Consider the following 16,212-nt stretch of genomic DNA (forward strand, 5'->3'; position numbering starts at 1 on the left):
CGAAGGAGAATGAGGAACGGACCCCCAGGAAATCGTGCGCGGGCCCCGGCAGAGTGCGCCGTGTCGAGACCGATCCCGGACCGAACGGCGAGAGGAACAGCCGGATGAACGAGCACCGCACACGGGTCGTGATCATCGTCGGCAGCGTCCGGCGCGGCCGGTTCGGCCCCACCGTGGCCGACTGGTTCGCCTCCGTGGCCCGCCGGCGCGGCGACATCGAGGTGGACGTCGTGGATCTGGCCGAGGCGTGGCTGCCCGGCGTGCTGCCGGAGGACGGCGGGCCCGTACCGGCGGCCGTGCGGGACCTGGGCCCGTGGCTGGCGGCGGCGGACGCGTTCGTGATCGTGACGCCGGAGTACAACCACAGCTTCCCCGCCGCCCTGAAGAACGCCATCGACTGGTACCGCGAGGAGTGGCGGGCCAAGCCCGTCGCGTTCGTCTCCTACGGCGACGCGGCGGGCGGGGTCCGGGCCGTGGAGCAACTCCGGCTGGTGTTCGCCGGCCTGGAGGCGGTGACCGTCAGGGACGCCGTCCGCTTCCACGACTGCCGCGCCTGTTTCGCCCCCGCCGCCGCCGGTCCGGCCGCCGAGCGGATGCTCGACCGGCTCCTGTGGTGGGGACGCGCCCTGCGGCCCGCCCGGAGCGTCCCCGTCACCGCATAGCGATCCGTCGCCCCAGGCAGACAACTCCGGGCCGCCGCCCGGACATCACCGAGCAGGAGATCACCATGTCCGTTCCCACCCACCGCACCGTCACCAGCCGCGAGATCCGGCTGGCCGCCCACTCCGCCGGCGAGGTCGGCCCCACGGCCTTCACGCTGGCCCGTGCCGAGGTGCCCCCGCCCGCCGAGGGGCAGATCCTCGTCCGCAACACCTGGATGTCCGTCGACCCGTACATGCGGCAGCGGATGATCGACGCCCCGTCGTTCCTCCCGCCGTTCCGGCTCGGCGCCGCCCTGGAGGGCGCGGCGGTCGGCGAGGTCGTGGCCTCCGCCGCCCCGGCGATCCCGGTCGGCACGACCGTCACCCACTTCCTGGGCTGGCGCGAGTACGCCGTGCTGGACGCCGCCGAGGCGACCGTCGTCGACACCCGGCTCGCGGCGCCGGAGGACTACCTGGGAGCCCTGGGCACCACCGGGCTGACCGCCTACGCGGCGCTGACCGAGGTGGCCCCGGTCCGGGAGGGCGACACCGTGTTCGTCTCCGCCGCGGCGGGGGCCGTGGGCAGCGTCGCCGGGCAGGTGGCCCGCAAGCTCGGGGCGGCCCGGGTGATCGGCTCGGCGGGCGGCCCGGAGAAGAGCGAACGGCTGCTGACCCGGTTCGGGTTCGACGCCGCGATCGACTACCGGGCCGGTTCGGTCGCGAAGCAACTGGCCGCCGCCGCCCCCGAGGGCATCGACGTCTACGTGGACAACGTCGGCGGCGACCATCTCGTCGCGGCGATCGACGCCCTGCGCCACGGCGGCCGGATCGCCATGGTCGGCGCGATCAGCGCCGCCAACGCCACCGAGCCCGTCCCCGGCCCCCACAACCTGTTCGCGCTGGCCCCCAAGGACGCCACCCTGCGCGGCATGCTGGTCAACTCGTACTTCCCTCTCTTCCCCGAGTGGATCACCAAGGCCGCGGGCTGGCTGGCGGAGGGCTCCCTGGTCACCGAGTTCACCGTCGCCGAGGGCATCGAGCGGGCGCCCGCCGCGTTCCTGGACATGATGCGCGGCGCCAACGTCGGCAAGATGCTCGTGCGGCTGGGGAGGTGACGTCGTGACACCGAGGACGCGCACGGCGCTGCTGGTCGTGGCCCATCCCCGGTCGCGTTCGCTCACGGCGCGGGTCGCGGCCCGCGCCCGGGAGCGGCTGGAGGGGGCCGGCTTCGCCGTCGATCTGCTCGATCTGCACGCCGAGGGATTCGACCCGAGGATGACGGTCGCGGACGAGCCGGACTGGGGCGACCGCGACAAGACGTACTCCGCCGGGACCGAGACGCACATGCGGCGGCTGGCGGCGGCCGACACGATCGTCGTCGTCTTCCCGGTCTGGTGGTTCGGCCTGCCGGCCATCCTCAAGGGCTGGATCGACCGGGTCTGGAACCACGGCTTCGCGTACGGCGGCGGCCGGTCCCGGCTGCGCGGCAAGCGGCTCCTCTGGCTCGGACTGGCCGGCTACTCCGAGGAGCGCTTCACCGCCGGCGGCTGGGACACGTTGCTGACACGGCAGCTCACGCAAGGCATCGCGGGGTTCTGCGGCATCGAGGACGTGACCGTCCGGCTGCTGTACGGCACGGTCCCCGAAGGCACCGCCGGCGACGACCACGTCAAGGCCGTCCTCACCGCCGCCGACGCGGCACTGCCGTGACCCCACGCCCGGATCGGTCCGCGCGCGGCGTCCGGGCGGGGCTGCGGATCGGCGTTCTCACCGCCGATGTCGGCGGCGGCGTGGCGCGGGACACCACGCATCGCGTGCAGGTCGAACTGCTTCCGGAGGGCGGCATGCTGCTCGTCGGCCGTTCTTGAACCGGGGACGATCGCCGGGCCGGGTACCGGAGTTAACGGGTCGGCAATTCGCTTGCGCCGTCGCGCCCGACGCGGATCATGGTCGGGGGTGTCGGCCGGAACGCGGCACGGCAGCGACCGAGGGGGATGCATGAGGAAGCGTGTACTGGGTGTCGCGGCGGCCACCGCCGCGACGGTGCTGGGCGGTCTGGCGACAGCGGCTCCGGCCCATGCCACCGGCCACGGGCCCGGCAACTACGGCGTCTGGGCGTCGAACGTCAACGTCCGCGACAACTGGGGCAACCCGGCGGCCTGCGAGAACTATCCGTCGCCGACGAACTGCCCCAACGTGCTGGTGAAGCTCAGCCCGCCCGCGCAGGTGTACGTGCAGTGCCAGACCGTGGGCCAGACCGTCGGCGGCAACCCGTACTGGGTGCGGGTGTTCGTGTCCTCGGCCTCCGAGACCGGGTACATGGCCAGCTACTACATCGACAACGCGACGAACTGGATCGACGGCGTGCCGGCGTGCTGAGCGCCGCGCCCGACCAGCGGCCAGGTTGACGGTCTCCCGCCGCGTGGCGCGTGCCGCGCGGCGGGAGAGCGGTCGTACGGCTAGCAGCCGTTCAGCGGGGCCTCCCGGTACACCAGCGAGGACGACACCCATCCGGTGACACCGGTGGTGTTGTCGGTCAGGTAGTACCAGGAGTGGTTGGGCTCCGGTGCCACGAAACAGTGGACCGTCACCGAGTGGTTGCGGTAGCCGAGACCGGCGACCCCGTACTGGAGGCCGGGGCCGGTGCGGATCCGGACACCGTCCTCGCGGAACTGGCCCCAGATGGAGGCGGACACGTCGGTGGCGGTGACGTCGGTGGCCACCTGCGTGGGCGCGGCGGGCGCGGCGGCCTGCGCGGTGCCCGCCCCCAACAGCGCGACGGGTACGGCCAGGCCGATGGCCAGGACGAGACGCGAGACATGGCGTCGCATGGAGAGATCCCCTCGTGATGGGTGAAGCCGGTCGGCCGCTGGAACTGCTCGCAAGACGGTGCCCCTGGATCCCTCATTGTTCGCCATCGCGACGGCCGACGAGCCGGTCGGGCCAGAGCATAGACGCCAAGTCACCCCAGAGCACCACCTCTTACACCAATCCCCTCATCCAGGCAGGAATCCCCACAAGGGGAATGCCCCCTTCTCCCTCGCGAAGGGACGCGACGCCGGGCTGTCACCGCTCGTCGGCTTCGGGGTCGGCCCGCCTGGGGGCGGGTTAGCATCCGGCATGCGGATCTTGGAGATGCTGGACGGGCTCGGTGACGGAGCGTTCGTCGTCGATCGCGCGGGGCTTGTCCTGGCCGCGAACGAGACCGCCGGCCGGCAGGCCGGGGCGGGTCCCGCGGGCATGGCCGGCGTCCCGGTGTGGCGGTTCGGGGGGCCGAGCGCGCTCCAGTACCGGGCCGCGGTCACCGCCGCGGTGCGCGGGAAGCCGGCCGGCGGGATCGTCGCCGCGTGCGGCGAGCGGTGGCTGGAGGTCGTCTGCCGCCCCCTTGAGGACGGGGAGGTGCTGGTCGTGCGGCGGGACGTCACCGCGCGGGTGGCGGCGCAGGAGGAGGCGAAGTCGCTGCGGACCCGGCTGCTGACGGTGCAGGACCAGGAACGGTCCTCCGTCGCCCGCGACCTCCACGACGACGTGGGGCAGAGCATGACGGCGCTGCTGATGGAGCTGCGGTCGCTGGAGGGCCCGTTGGACGAGGCGGCACGGCTGGAGCGGGTGCGGTCCGCGACGGGGCTGGTCCGGGCCGCGATGCGGGGACTGCGCCAGGTGCTGTACCGTCTGACCCCGCCCGCGCTGGAGACGACGCCGCTGCCGCAGGCCGTCGAGGACTACGGCCGCGCGTTCGGCTCGATCAGCGGGTTCGAGGTGTCGGTGCGGGCCTCGGAGCTGCCGCACCTGACGCTGGACCAGCAGCGGGCGCTGTACCGCCTCCTTCAGGAAGGGCTGAACAACGTGGCCAAGCACGCTCAGGCGTCCAGCGCCCGGGTGACCCTGGGCGCGGCGGGCGACCGGGTCAGCCTGGAGATCGCGGACGACGGCCGGGGGTTCGACCCGGTCTCGGCCCGGGCCCGGGGCACCGGCCTGGGGCTCAACGGCATGGCCGAGCGATTCCGGGCACTGGGCGGGCGGCTCGACGTCGAGGCCGCGCCCGGCGAGGGCGCGCGGCTGCGCGGCACGCTGCCGGTGTCCGGCACGGCGGAAGCGGGTGTCCGGTGACCGCCGTCCCGGTGCTGGTCGTGGACGACCACGCCGTCGTGCGGGCGGGCGTGGCGCGGCTGATCGGCGACCACCCGGAGCTGGAGGTCGTGGCGGAGGCGTCCGACGCGGAGTCGGCGCTCGGCGCGGCGGCCCGTTTCGCGCCGCGCGTGGTGGTGCTGGACCTGTCCCTGCCCGGCGGGCCGCAGCCCACCGCGGAACGCGCCGACCCGGCGGTCGGGCTGCGCACGATCCGCGCGCTGCGTGACCTGCCCGAGGGCGCGCCGGACGTGGTGGTGCTGTCGATGCACGGCGAGCCGGCGGTGGTCCGGCAGGCGCTGGCGGCCGGCGCGGTCGGCTATGTGATGAAGCAGTCCGTGACGTCGGAGCTGCTGGCAGCGGTGCTCGCGGCGGGGCGCGGCAGTGTGTACCTCAGCGCGGAGGTCTCCCACGTGCTGACGGGGGGGGTGACGCCCGGCACCCGCACGGCGGCGGACCGGCTGTCCGCGCGGGAACGGCAGGTCGTCGCGCTGATCGTCGAGGGGCACTCGACGCGGGAGATCGCGGCCCGGCTGGCGGTGAGCCCGAAGACGGTGGAGAAGCAGCGCCGGGACGCGATGCACAAGCTGGAGGTCACCAACGTGGCGGGGCTGGTGCGGGCCGCGCTGGAGGCCGGTCTCGGCGACGCCTGAGCGGCCCCGGACGCGGGGCCGCCGGGCCGTCAGGCGGTCACGCGGTTGATCCAGCGGGTCAGGTCGGCCACGACCTCGTCGCGGTTCAGCTCGTTGAGGACCTCGTGCCGGGCCTCCGGGTAGACGCGGTACGTCAGGTCGGTGAGCCCGGCGTCGCGGTAACGGCCGACGACGAGGTCGCTGAGGGTGAGCCCGGCGTTGAGGGGGTCACGGTCGCCGACGACGACGTACAGCGGCAGGTCGGCGGGGATGCCACGCGGCTGGGCGAGTCGCTGGGCGGCGGTGGCGAGTTCGGCGGTGCCCTCGGGGTCGAGGGTGAAGCCGCACAGCGGGTCGGCGAGGTACGCGTCGACCTGCCGTTCGTCACGGCTGAGCCAGTCGAACGGGGTGCGCACGGGGTGGAACGCGTCGTTGAACCGCGCGAACAGGTCCTCGTCCCGCGCGGGGGCGTCCGGGTCGGCGAAGCGGCGGTCGGGCGCGGTGGTGCCGGAGAGGGCGGCGCCGGCGAGGAGGTCCGCGTTGTCCAGCAGGTACTGCTGGAGCGCGAACGATCCCATGCTGTGGCCGAGCAGGATCAGCGGCAGGCCGGGGTGGCGTTCCCGGGCGGTGCGCGAGACGGTGACCATGTCCTGGACGAGGAGGTTCCAGCCGTCCTTGCCGAGGCGTCCTGGGCCGGCGTGCATGCTGAGACCGTGCCCGCGGTGGTCGTTGGCGTAGACGATGTAGCCGGTGGCGTTGAGGGACTCGGCCAGAGGCGCGTAGCGGCCCGCGTGCTCACCCATGCCGTGGGCGATCTGGACGATGCCGCGCGGCGCGATCCGGGGGTGCCACTCGTGCACGTGTATCCGGACGTCGTTCTCGCTGGTGAATTCGAACATCGAAGCTTCCTTCAGGTGTGCTGCCCGGCGGACGGCACCGGCCGGGGCCGGCGCCGTCCGGGTACGGCGGGCGCGGAGGGCTTCCGCGGCCAGGGCCTGTCTTCTGGATCTGCGTGGCCCCGCGGAGATCCAGAAGAGAGGCCCTACGCCCCGGTGCCGAGGTAGGCGTCCGACACGGCGTCGGCGTCGAGGAGTTCGGTGACCGGGCCGCTGGCCGCGACCTGGCCGTGGGCCAGCACGTAGGCGGTCGAGCAGAGCTTCTCGACGAGCCGGACGTTCTGTTCCACCAGGAGCATCGCGGTGCCGTCGCGGGCGATGTCGCGGAGCGTCTCGCCGACCTCGTCGACGGCGACCGGTGACAGGCCGCTGGAGGGTTCGTCGAGGAGGACGAGCTGCGGGTCGGACATCAGGGCGCGGGCGATGGCCACGGTCTGCTGCTGGCCGCCGCTGAGCCGCCCGGCGGCCTCGGCGCGGCGGTCGTGGAGCCAGCCGAACCGCTCGTAGGCCCGCCCCAGCCGCTCCTGCCGCGTCTTCCGCCCCTGCCCGTAGGCGCCGAGCAGGAGGTTGTCCTCGATGCTCATGTTGGGGAAGAGCCTGCGGTTCTCCGGGCACAGGGCGATGCCCGCGCGGACGAGGGCGCCGGTGCCGTGGTCGGTGACGTCGTGGCCGTTGAACACGATCCGGCCGCTCTGCCGCGGGACGCGGCCGAGGATGCCGAGCAGGGTGCTCGTCTTGCCGGCGCCGTTGGCCCCGAGGATGCCGGTGACGGTCCCGGCCTCGGCGCGCAGGCTGACGTCGCGGACCGCGACGGTGGGGCCGAAGGCGACGGTGAGGTTCTGGACGGTGAGCATGGTCAGGCTCCTCCCAGGTAGGAGGCGATGACCGCCTTGTCGGATCGGTTCTCCTCGGGGGTGCCGGTGGCCAGCACCTTCCCGGCGGCGACCACGAGGACGGTCTGGGCCAGCGGCATGAGGAACTTCATGTTGTGGTCCACGACGATGACGGCGACGTCGAGTTCGCCGGCGACCCTGCGGACCGCCTCGGCGAGCGCGCCCGCCTCGTCGCGGTCCATGCCGACCGCGGGCTCGTCGAGCAGGAGCACGCGGGGGCCGGTGGCCAGGGCGAGGGCGATCATGGACAGGCGCTGGGCGGCGCTGGTGAGACTGGCGCAGGGCCGGTCCAGCATGCCGTCGATCCCGAGCAGGGCCGCCAGTTCCTCGTCGGACCAGAACGGGCGGTCGTCCTTGCGTTCCCCGTGGGCGAGCCGCAGGCTCTCGCGGAGCGTCCAGGTGGGGAACAGGCGGGTCGTCTGGAAGGTGCGGGCGATGCCGGCGCGCGCCGCGCGGTGCGCGCCGCGGCCGGAAGCGGTCTTCCCCTCCAGGGTGACGGTGCCCTCGGTGGGCGCGAGGGTGCCGGCGAGCATGCTGAGGAGCGTGGTCTTGCCGGACCCGTTGGGGCCGATGAGGCCGAGGATCTGGCCGGCGTCGAGGGTGAAGGACACCCCGTTGACGGCGGCGACCCCGCCGAACTTCTTGACCAGCCCCTCGACGGTCAGCAGCGTCGTCATGACGTCGCCTCCTTCGGGCGCAGCCGCCGCCACAGAGCGGCGAGACCGCCCAGGATGCCGTTGGGGACGACAAGGGTGACGACGATGAACAGGACGCCGAGCACGATCTGGCTGACGCCGGGACCGAGGTCGATGAGCTGGGTGAGGCTCAGCACCACGGCGCTGCCGACGACGGGGGCCAGCAGCCGCCCGTATCCGGCCAGTCCGATGGCGACGAACATCAGGAAGCTCTGCGCGTAGGTGAACTGGGAGGGTGCGACCACGCCGTTGTACTGGGCGAACAGCACACCGGCCCAGGCGCCGAAGCCGGAGGAGATCACGATCGCCATCAGCTTCACGCGCGCCGTCGGCACGCCCACGTGCTGGGCGAGGTCCTCGTCCTCGCGGATGGCCCGCAGCCGGGCCCCGAACCGGCTGAGGGACATCGCGTAGAACAGGGCCAGGCCCACGGAGAGGGAGGCGGCCAGCAGGACCAGCGTCTGGTCGAGCGAGTAGCCCAGATCGACGGGGCGCCCCAGGGGGCCGCCGGTCCACTCGGCCGCGTTGGTGAAGACCAGGGTCATCACCGCGGTGAAGAAGAGCGTGCCGATCGCGAAGTACTGACCGCGCGTGCGGCTGAAGACCAGCGCGACGACGAGGCCGCCGAGCATGGTCACCACCACGGCGAGGGGCGCCGCGAGGCTCATCGGCATCCCCTTCTCCAGGAAGATCGCCGAGAGGTACGCGCCGCCGCCGTAGAAGGCGGCGTGCGCCAGGCTCGGGTATCCGCCGAGCCCCTGGACCAGGTTGAGGCCGGTGAGCGCGATGGTCCACACGACGGCCAGCAGCGCGACCTGCGCCTGCTCACCCTCCAGACCGGTCAGGAGGGAGTGCGCCAGGATGCCGAGGGCGACGATCCCGGCCAGGACTCCGCCATGCCGCGCGGCGGCGTTCGGCGTCACCCGGATCCGCCGCTCCGGCTTGGCCGCCGGCGCGGACGCCTCGGCCGGGGGTGCGGTGGTGTGCACGTCAGGCCACCCTTCTGGCATTCGTGCCGACGAGCCCGCCGGGCCGCAGCACGAGGACGATCACGAGCAGGAGGAATCCGAAGGCGCTCTGGTAGGCGGAGCTGATGTAGGCGGCGCCGAGGCTTTCGACGACTCCGAGCACCAGCCCGCCGGCGACTGCCCCGGCCACGCTGCCCAGGCCGCCGAGGACCACGACGACGAACGCGCTGAGCAGCACCTCGTCGGCCATGTAGGGCGAGACCTGATAGGTCGGGCCGTACGCGACGGCGGCGACGCCGGCGAGGAGCCCGGCGATGAGGAACGCCAGGGTGTACTGGCGGCGCATCGGGATGCCGAGCATCGCGGCGGCCTCCCGGTCCTGGGCCACGGCCCGCATGGCGCGGCCCAGGGAGGTGCGGGAGAGCACCAGGTGGAGGGCGATCAGGGAGAGGACGGCCAGGACGATCAGGGCGGCCTTCACCCCGGACAGGGAGACCCCGGCGAACTCCAGCAGGACGTCGTCGTAGGGGGTGTCCAGCGAGCGGCCCTCGCCGCCGTACATGTTGAGCGCGGTGTTCTGGAGGACCAGCATCAGGCCCAGGGCGACGGCGGGCGCCGCCCAGGGTTTGTCGATGATCCAGCGGTAGGCGACGACTTCGGTGATCACCGAGACCACGCCGCCCGCGGCGACGCCGGCCAGGGCGGCCAGGGCGAACGGGGCTCCGGCGTCGGTCGCCCACCAGGTGGGGTAGGCCGCCATCACGATGACGCCCGCGTGCGCGAAGTTGGGGACCTCCATCACCCCGAAGACCAGGGTGAGGCCGACCGCGACGACCGCGAAGAGGCAGCCGAGGAAGACGCCGTTGACGAGAACCTGACTCATGCGCAGGGTTCCTCGTTCAGGACCGCGTCGACGACCTGGCCGTTGTCGTCCACGTCGAAGGTCATGACGCTGCCGAGGGTCCGCTCCTCGGGGCACCAGGTGGTGACCTCGGAGGCGGTACGGGCCATGCGCTCCTCGAAGAGGCGGCCGTCCTCGCCGGGCAGCCAGCCGCTGACGGTGCCCTCGGGGACGCCGATCTCGTGCAGGGCCTCCAGGATCGCGTCACGGTCGCTGGTGGTGCCGGCCTGCGTCATGGCCTCGGCGACGATGAACGGGAAGTCGTAGGCCCACATGGTCAGGTCCTGCGGGTACTCGTTGTACCGCTCCTGGTACTCCTCGGCGAAGGCGGTGGTGGCCGGCTCGCTGGAGGTGGCCGGCAGGGTCCCGGCGCAGTCGTAGTTGTTCTCCATGATGGAGTTGAACCCGCTGCCGAGGATCGCCTCGGCCTGCTCGGGGTTGACGCCGCTGCTGTGCAGGACCGGGCCGTCGTAGCCGGACTGGCGGAGCTGCTTGAGCACGGGCAGGATCACGGCGGTGACGCTGCTGAGGTAGATCGCGTCGGGGTCGGCGGCCACGGCCTCGTTGATCGCGTTGCTGTAGTCGGTCGCGCCGAGCGGGAACTCGCTGCGGGCCGCGATGTCGATGCCCTCGCGCTCGGCGGCCTGGCCGACCAGCTCGGTCAGGCCCTCGCCGTACGCCTCGCCGGCGGCGGTGATGACCGACACGGACTGGATGTCCAGCTCGTTCTTGGCGTAGTTCAGGCAGCCCGGGACGTAGGTCGGGGAGTCGCCGCGGGTGCGGAAGTAGTGCTCGTCCAGGTCCAGGATGCTGGGGTAGACGCTGTCCAGGATATTGATCATCGGCAGCGGCGTGCGCTCGACCTGCGGGACGTAGGTGTCCGCGCCGAGGCCGAAGGCGACGACCGGCACATTGTCCGACTGCACCAGCTCGCGCAGCGCGGCGACACCGGTGGTGGCCGCGTCGGACTTGTCGTCGGCGTACTTGATCCGCATCTCGTAGTGCTCGCCGTCGACGGTGAACCCGTTCTCGTTGAGCGCCTCAAGACCCATCTCCATGGCGTTCTTCTCGGGCGGGCCGAGCGTGGAGTAGATCCCGGACATGGACAGGATGGCGCCGACCGTGACGGTCCCGCCGTCGCCGCCGGAACCACTGTCAGCGCTACAGGCGGCCGTGGAGGCGAGCAGCGCGCCGGCGATCAGCGCCGACGTGGACTTGAGATACATGGTGCGTCCTTTGTCAAAAGGGGATGAAGTGGTGCCGAACTCTAGGTCCGTGGCGAGTAGTGGACAAGAAGATCCGTTCGGCCGGGAGTGGCCCAGATCACCGTGCAGATGCACACACATATGACAGCCGCGTTGTCGATCGGTGAACAGTCGGGAAGCCCCTACGCCCCGGACTCCTTTGGCGCGATCCGGTGAGCCGATGGCGTACGAGGCGCCCTTGGGGGCTCCTATGGAGTACTCCGAAGGCTTATATCCCCTTCGTTGCCCGGCGGCGGGCGACGGCCTAGGCTCCGGACAGCCCCGCCCGGCACGGCCGGAGGACGCGGGCGGGCGCCTTCCGGGTGAGGAGTGAGCGGACGTGGGTCGGTATGTCCTGGGTGTCGATCAGAGCACGTCGGGGTCGACGGCACTGATCGTCGACCGGGATGTCCGGGTGCTGGCGCGCGGGCAGGCGCCTGTCCCCCGGTACCTGCCCCGGCCCGGCTGGGTGGAGCAGGACGCCTGGGAGCTGTGGGCCGCGACGGAACGGGCGGTGCGTCTGGCGCTCCAGGACGCGCGGATCCCGCCGGACGAGATCGAGGCCATCGGGCTGAGCAACCAGCGGGAGACCACCATGGTGTGGGACCGCGCCACGGGTGAGCCGGTGGGCCGGGCGATCGGCTGGCAGGACCGGCGGACCCAGCCGCTGTGCGACCGGCTGAACGCGGAGTGCGGCACGGCCGTGGGCGAGCGCACCGGGATGCTGATCCTGCCGAACTGCGCGGCGTCCAAGCTGCATTGGCTGCTGGAGAACGACCGGGGCGCGCAACGGCTCCTCGCCGCCGACCGGCTGCTGTACGGCACCATCGACAGTTGGCTGCTGTGGAACCTGTCGGGCGGCAAGGAGCACGCGACGGACTGCTCGAACGCGTCGGTGACGCTGATGCAGAACGCCCACACCCTGGCGTACGACGAGTTCGTGCTGGACCGGCTGGCGATCCCGCGTTCGGTGCTGCCCACGATCCGGGGCTCGGCCGAGCTGTTCGGCTACACCGACCCGGAACGGTTCTTCGGGCAGCGGGTGCCGGTGGCGGGGATCGTCGGCGACCAGCAGGCCGCTCTGCTGGGCCAGGGCGGCATCCGCCCTGGCATGGCGAAGAACAGCTACGGATCGGGCGCGTTCCTGGTGATGAACCTCGGCCAGGAGTTCGTCTCGCCGTCGCCCGGCCTGTTCTCGCCGGTGCTGTGGGCGGTGGACGGGGAGATCTCCTACGGCCTCGAGGCGATGTCCGACGTGGCCGGCGCCGCGCTGCGCTGGCTCCAGACGGGTCTCGGCCTGGTCCGGGACAGCGCCGAGGCGGCGATGCTGGCCGAGCGCGTCGAGGACGCCGGGGGCGTGTACTTCGTCCCCGCGTTCGTCGGGATCGGCGCCCCGCACTACGACGCGCTGGCCCGGGGCACGATGTTCGGCATCACGGAGCAGACCACGCGCGGGCACATCGCGCGGGCGGCGCTGGAGGCGATGGCGTACCAGACGCGGGAGGCGGTGGACTCGATGCGCGCCCAGACGGGCGTGCCGATGGACGTGCTGCGCGCCGACGGCGGCGCGGCCCGCAGCGACTTCCTGCTCCAGTTCCAGGCGGACATCCTCGGCGTCCCGGTGGAGCGCCCGCAGGTGATGGAGACGGGCGCGCTGGGCGCGGCGATGCTGGCCGGGGTGCAGGTCGGGTACTGGGACTCGCTGGAGGAGACCGCGAGCCACTGGACCCTGGGCCGGCGCTTCGAGCCGCGCTGGTCGGAGAGCCGCCGCGACGACATGTACGCCGGATGGCTGGAGGCCATCGAACGCTCCGCCGGCTGGGGCGCCGCCCGGCCCGGCGGCCGGCCCTGAGCCGTCCGTCCTCGCGACGGCGGCGGCTCCGGGCGGCCACGGCCGTTCCGCACCACCCGTATCGCCGTAAGGCCAGCTCATCGGCATGACCGGACACCGGGCCGGGTCGAGGGCGAGAATTCATTTAGTGTTCGGCATTGTCGAACGCAGTTCGGAGTTGTACGGTTCCGCCGTGCCCGGTAGCCGTGACAGCGAAGGAGGGGCCATGACACGAGTCGTCGCCGGCGGGCCGTCCTCCGGAGCGGAAAGGGGCGTCGCGTGATCCGCGTCATGATCGTGGAGGACGACCCGACGGCCGCCGAGGCCCATCGGCGGTACGTGGAGCGCGTGCCCGGCTTCACGGTGCGGCACACCGCGCACACCGCGGCCGACACCCAGCGCCTGATGGCGCGCACTCCGGTCGATCTGCTGCTGATGGACCTGTACCTGCCGGACGGTCACGGCCTGGGCCTGGTGCGGTCGTTGCGGACCGCCGGGCACGACACCGACGTGATCGCGGTGACCTCGGCCCGGGACCTGACCGTCGTCCGGGAGGGCGTGTCCCTCGGCGTCCTCCAGTACGTGCTGAAGCCGTTCACGTTCGCCACCCTGCGCGACCGGCTGGTCCGGTACGCGGCCTACCGGGCCGCCGCCGGGGAGGCGGTCGGCCAGGAGGACGTGGACCGGACCCCGGCCGCGCTGCGCTCCCCCGAGCCGGCCGCCCTCCCCAAGGGCCTGGCCGGGCCGACGCTGACCTCGGTCACCCGGGTCCGGCGGGACGCGGCGGGGCGGGGCGTCCCCGCGGGCGCGGCCGGGGGGGCCGTCGGCATCGCCCGCACCCCCGCCCGCCGCTACCTGGAACACCTGGTCGTCACCGGCCGCGCCGAACGCGCTCCCCGGTACGGGCAGATCGGCCGGCCCGAGATGATCTACCGCTGGCTCGCCGAGCGCTGCGACACCCCCTGGACCAGGGACCACCGCGGCGGCTGTCTCCTATAAACATCTGACGCTGCCGACGAAGAGGATAGTGTCGGTTTCCGAGGACGCTCGACTCTTACACCGTAGGCTTTCACCTTAGCATAATCCTCCCTCATGGGTGCACTTTACGCCCTGTCCAGTCGATATATCCCTAGTACGCTTACGTCCTAAGTATTACCGCTGCTGATGGCACTTTTTTTTTTTTCAAGCAGAAGACGGCATACGAGATGTCTGGCTGTCTCGTGGGCTCGGAGATGTGTAAAAGGGACAGGACATCAACGGAGATATCCCTATGAACCGTCGTACTCTGCTGACCGCGGGAACCGTCACCGCCACGGCCCTGACCGTCTCGAACATCACCACCGCCCAGGCCACGGGCGGGGGCCGGGTCAGGGAGAACCTGCGGATGCCCAGCCGCGTCCTGGGCACCGACACCCTGTACTCGGTCTACCTGCCCCCGGGCCACAACCCGCGGTCCTCGCGCACCTACCCGGTGCTCTACCTGCTGCACGGCGCCACCGGCGAGAACACCGAGTGGCTGCGCACCGGCAACGCCAAGGAGATCCTGGACCGCGCCATCGCCCGGCGCCGGATCCCGCCGGTGGTCGTGGTGATGCCCGACGGGCGGCCCGACGTCTCCAAGCCGTCGATCGAGCAGGCGCTGGGCTACTACATGAACTCCGCGGACGGCACGTTCCGCTGGGCGGACATGTTCGTCCAGGAGCTGGTGCCGTTCGTCGAGGGCGAGTACCGCGCGGGCGGCTCGAAGGCCCGGCGCGGCATCGGCGGCCTGTCGATGGGCGGTTTCGGCGCGCTGTCGTTCGCCATGCGCCACCCGGACCTGTTCACCGCCTCCTTCGGGCTGAGCGCCGGCCACCGCACCGACGCCCAGCACGTCGCGCTCGACATGGCCGGATACAACTGGCGCTTCGGCCGCTCCTACGGGTTCGACCTGGCCGGCGAGGCGCGGCTCAACGACGCCTACCGCTACTGGAACCTGCTCGACACCATCAAGCGCGTTCCCGCGGCCGACCTCTCGCGCACCGCCTGGTACCTGGACTGTGGCTCCTACGACGAGTTCTTCGAGGCCAACGTGGGTCTGCACCTGGAGCTGACCCGCAAGCAGGTCGAGCACCGCTTCATGGCCCGCGAGGGCATCCACGAGTGGCAGTACTGGATCGACGGGCTGCCCGGCGCGCTGGAGTTCCTGGCCGACAACCTGGGGTGACATGGGGTGGGCGAGCGTGCGCCAGTCACTTTTCAGCCATCCAACGCCATTCTTCAGCCGAATGAATGGTAAGTAGCTGCGCATGAATAGGGCGAACGTCTCTTTCCTGTCGAGATGTCCGTCATGCAGACTCACGGCTCGAAATCCCCCACCGGGCGCACGCACGCCCCACCGCATGTGAGGAACCACCTGATGCACCACCGCACCCGTCACCGCTCCCTCCGGGTACGCCTGAGACACGCCGTCGCCGCCCTCCTCACGGGAGGTCTGCTGCTCGGCGCCGTCGGCGTCACGGACGCGACCGCGGCGACGGCGCAGCAGGAGTACCGGCGCGGGCCGGACCCGACGCTGTCCTCTCTCCAGGCAGCGCAGGGTCCGTTCTCCTACGCCAAGGTCTCCGTCGCCGCGCAGACCGGCTTCGGCGGCGGCACGATCTACTACCCGACCGACACCAGCCAGGGGACGTTCGGCGCCATCGCCATCTCCCCCGGCCTGAACGAGAACCAGTCGGCCGTCTCCTGGTTCGGGCCGAAGCTGGCCTCGAACGGTTTCGTCGTCTTCATCATCAACAACCTGAACACCGCCGCCGACCAGCCGCCCGCCCGCGGCCGGCAGCTCCTGGCCGCGCTGGACTACCTCACCGGCAGCAGCACGGTCGCGAACCGCGTCGACAAGAACCGGCTGGCCGTGGCCGGCCACTCGCTGGGCGGCGGCGGCGCCCTGAACGCCGCGGCGGCCCGGCCCTCCCTCCAGGCGGCCATCCCGCTCACGCCGTACGTGTACGACAAGTCCTGGACGAACGTGTACGTCCCCACGTTCGTCGTGGGCGGTGAGACCGACAACGTCGCGCCGGTCGCCGACCACGCCGAGCCGATCTACCAGACGCTGACGAACGCCCCGGAGCGCGCCTACCTGGAGATGAACGGCCGCGGCCACGCGGTGGCGAACTCCTACAACACGACCATCGGCCAGTACACGCTGGCGTGGCTCAAGCGGTATGTCGACAACGACACCCGCTACGAGAAGTTCCTCTGCCCGCCGCCGGCGCCGAACAGCGTGATCGCCGAGTACCGCAGTTCCTGCCCCGGCTCCTGACCCGAGCCCCGGAGTCCCTCCCGCCCGCCGTCAGCGTCGACGGCGGGCGGGAGCGTTTTCCCCGCGCGGCACATCGCGACGG

18 protein-coding genes are annotated in these 16,212 nt (G+C 71.9%); 11 read left to right on the forward strand and 7 right to left on the reverse strand.

Annotation, left to right across the window (positions count from 1 at the left end):
- Positions 1-104: 104 nt before the first annotated feature.
- The 5 genes from BN2279_RS00005 to BN2279_RS00020 all read left to right on the forward strand — a co-directional run bounded on the left by BN2279_RS00005 (position 105) and on the right by BN2279_RS00020 (position 3,020).
- Positions 105-662 carry an NADPH-dependent FMN reductase gene (locus BN2279_RS00005; protein WP_059005606.1) on the forward strand — a complete coding sequence of 186 codons (558 nt, stop codon included), beginning with the start codon at positions 105-107 and terminating at the stop codon, positions 660-662.
- A 65-nt stretch (positions 663-727) separates the two neighbouring features.
- Positions 728-1,756 carry an NADP-dependent oxidoreductase gene (locus BN2279_RS00010; RefSeq protein WP_059005607.1) on the forward strand — a complete coding sequence of 343 codons (1,029 nt, stop codon included), beginning with the start codon at positions 728-730 and terminating at the stop codon, positions 1,754-1,756.
- A 4-nt stretch (positions 1,757-1,760) separates the two neighbouring features.
- Positions 1,761-2,351 (forward strand): NAD(P)H oxidoreductase, encoded by a 591-nt coding sequence (locus BN2279_RS00015; protein ID WP_059005608.1) that lies wholly within the window; start codon positions 1,761-1,763, stop codon positions 2,349-2,351.
- The gene (locus BN2279_RS28955; protein WP_159037004.1) at positions 2,348-2,509 is read left to right on the forward strand and encodes a trypco2 family protein; all 162 of its coding nucleotides are present in this window, start codon (positions 2,348-2,350) and stop codon (positions 2,507-2,509) included. Before BN2279_RS00015 ends, BN2279_RS28955 begins: the two co-directional genes overlap by 4 nt.
- A gap of 130 nt (positions 2,510-2,639) precedes the next feature.
- Positions 2,640-3,020 carry a hypothetical protein gene (locus BN2279_RS00020; protein ID WP_059005609.1) on the forward strand — a complete coding sequence of 127 codons (381 nt, stop codon included), beginning with the start codon at positions 2,640-2,642 and terminating at the stop codon, positions 3,018-3,020.
- A gap of 80 nt (positions 3,021-3,100) precedes the next feature.
- Here BN2279_RS00020 and BN2279_RS00025 read toward each other — a convergent pair whose 3' ends face one another.
- Positions 3,101-3,472, reverse strand: coding sequence for an SH3 domain-containing protein (locus tag BN2279_RS00025; RefSeq protein WP_059005610.1), 372 nt, complete (start codon positions 3,470-3,472; stop codon positions 3,101-3,103).
- Between the two features lie 289 nt (positions 3,473-3,761).
- Between BN2279_RS00025 and BN2279_RS00030 the strand changes: the two genes are divergently transcribed.
- The gene (locus BN2279_RS00030; protein WP_059005611.1) at positions 3,762-4,751 is read left to right on the forward strand and encodes a sensor histidine kinase; all 990 of its coding nucleotides are present in this window, start codon (positions 3,762-3,764) and stop codon (positions 4,749-4,751) included.
- Positions 4,748-5,422 carry a response regulator gene (locus tag BN2279_RS00035; RefSeq protein WP_059005612.1) on the forward strand — a complete coding sequence of 225 codons (675 nt, stop codon included), beginning with the start codon at positions 4,748-4,750 and terminating at the stop codon, positions 5,420-5,422. Before BN2279_RS00030 ends, BN2279_RS00035 begins: the two co-directional genes overlap by 4 nt.
- 29 nt (positions 5,423-5,451) lie before the next feature.
- On the opposite strand, the gene BN2279_RS00040 is transcribed toward BN2279_RS00035, so the two are convergent.
- From BN2279_RS00040 to BN2279_RS00065, 6 genes are all read right to left on the reverse strand, one after another.
- The gene (locus BN2279_RS00040) at positions 5,452-6,300 is read right to left on the reverse strand and encodes an alpha/beta hydrolase (protein WP_059005613.1); all 849 of its coding nucleotides are present in this window, start codon (positions 6,298-6,300) and stop codon (positions 5,452-5,454) included.
- A 143-nt stretch (positions 6,301-6,443) separates the two neighbouring features.
- Positions 6,444-7,151 carry an ABC transporter ATP-binding protein gene (locus tag BN2279_RS00045; RefSeq protein WP_059005614.1) on the reverse strand — a complete coding sequence of 236 codons (708 nt, stop codon included), beginning with the start codon at positions 7,149-7,151 and terminating at the stop codon, positions 6,444-6,446.
- A 2-nt stretch (positions 7,152-7,153) separates the two neighbouring features.
- Positions 7,154-7,867, reverse strand: coding sequence for an ABC transporter ATP-binding protein (locus tag BN2279_RS00050; RefSeq protein ID WP_059005615.1), 714 nt, complete (start codon positions 7,865-7,867; stop codon positions 7,154-7,156).
- Entirely contained in the window at positions 7,864-8,874 is a 1,011-nt protein-coding gene (locus BN2279_RS00055; RefSeq protein ID WP_199827576.1) for a branched-chain amino acid ABC transporter permease, read from the reverse strand. Before BN2279_RS00055 ends, BN2279_RS00050 begins: the two co-directional genes overlap by 4 nt.
- A 1-nt stretch (position 8,875) precedes the next feature.
- On the reverse strand, positions 8,876-9,736 hold the full coding sequence (locus tag BN2279_RS00060) for a branched-chain amino acid ABC transporter permease (RefSeq protein WP_059005616.1): 861 nt from the start codon (positions 9,734-9,736) through the stop codon (positions 8,876-8,878).
- Positions 9,733-10,980, reverse strand: coding sequence for an ABC transporter substrate-binding protein (locus BN2279_RS00065; RefSeq protein ID WP_079031678.1), 1,248 nt, complete (start codon positions 10,978-10,980; stop codon positions 9,733-9,735). Before BN2279_RS00065 ends, BN2279_RS00060 begins: the two co-directional genes overlap by 4 nt.
- Before the next feature lie 358 nt (positions 10,981-11,338).
- Here BN2279_RS00065 and BN2279_RS00070 point away from each other — a divergent pair, with 358 nt between their 5' ends.
- The 4 genes from BN2279_RS00070 (at position 11,339) to BN2279_RS00085 (ending at position 16,130) form a co-directional block, all read left to right on the forward strand.
- Complete coding sequence (locus BN2279_RS00070) at positions 11,339-12,850, forward strand: FGGY family carbohydrate kinase (RefSeq protein WP_059005617.1); 1,512 nt, start codon at positions 11,339-11,341, stop codon at positions 12,848-12,850.
- A 258-nt stretch (positions 12,851-13,108) separates the two neighbouring features.
- Positions 13,109-13,828: a response regulator gene (locus BN2279_RS00075; RefSeq protein WP_199827577.1), complete on the forward strand. Its 720-nt coding sequence runs from the start codon at positions 13,109-13,111 to the stop codon at positions 13,826-13,828.
- Between the two features lie 385 nt (positions 13,829-14,213).
- Entirely contained in the window at positions 14,214-15,035 is an 822-nt protein-coding gene (locus BN2279_RS00080) for an alpha/beta hydrolase (protein ID WP_407702172.1), read from the forward strand.
- A gap of 192 nt (positions 15,036-15,227) precedes the next feature.
- Positions 15,228-16,130: a poly(ethylene terephthalate) hydrolase family protein gene (locus tag BN2279_RS00085; RefSeq protein ID WP_059005619.1), complete on the forward strand. Its 903-nt coding sequence runs from the start codon at positions 15,228-15,230 to the stop codon at positions 16,128-16,130.
- Positions 16,131-16,212 lie beyond the last annotated feature (82 nt).

The organism is Streptomyces specialis (genome assembly GCF_001493375.1).
Classification (GTDB): Bacteria; Actinomycetota; Actinomycetes; order Streptomycetales; family Streptomycetaceae; genus Streptomyces; species Streptomyces specialis.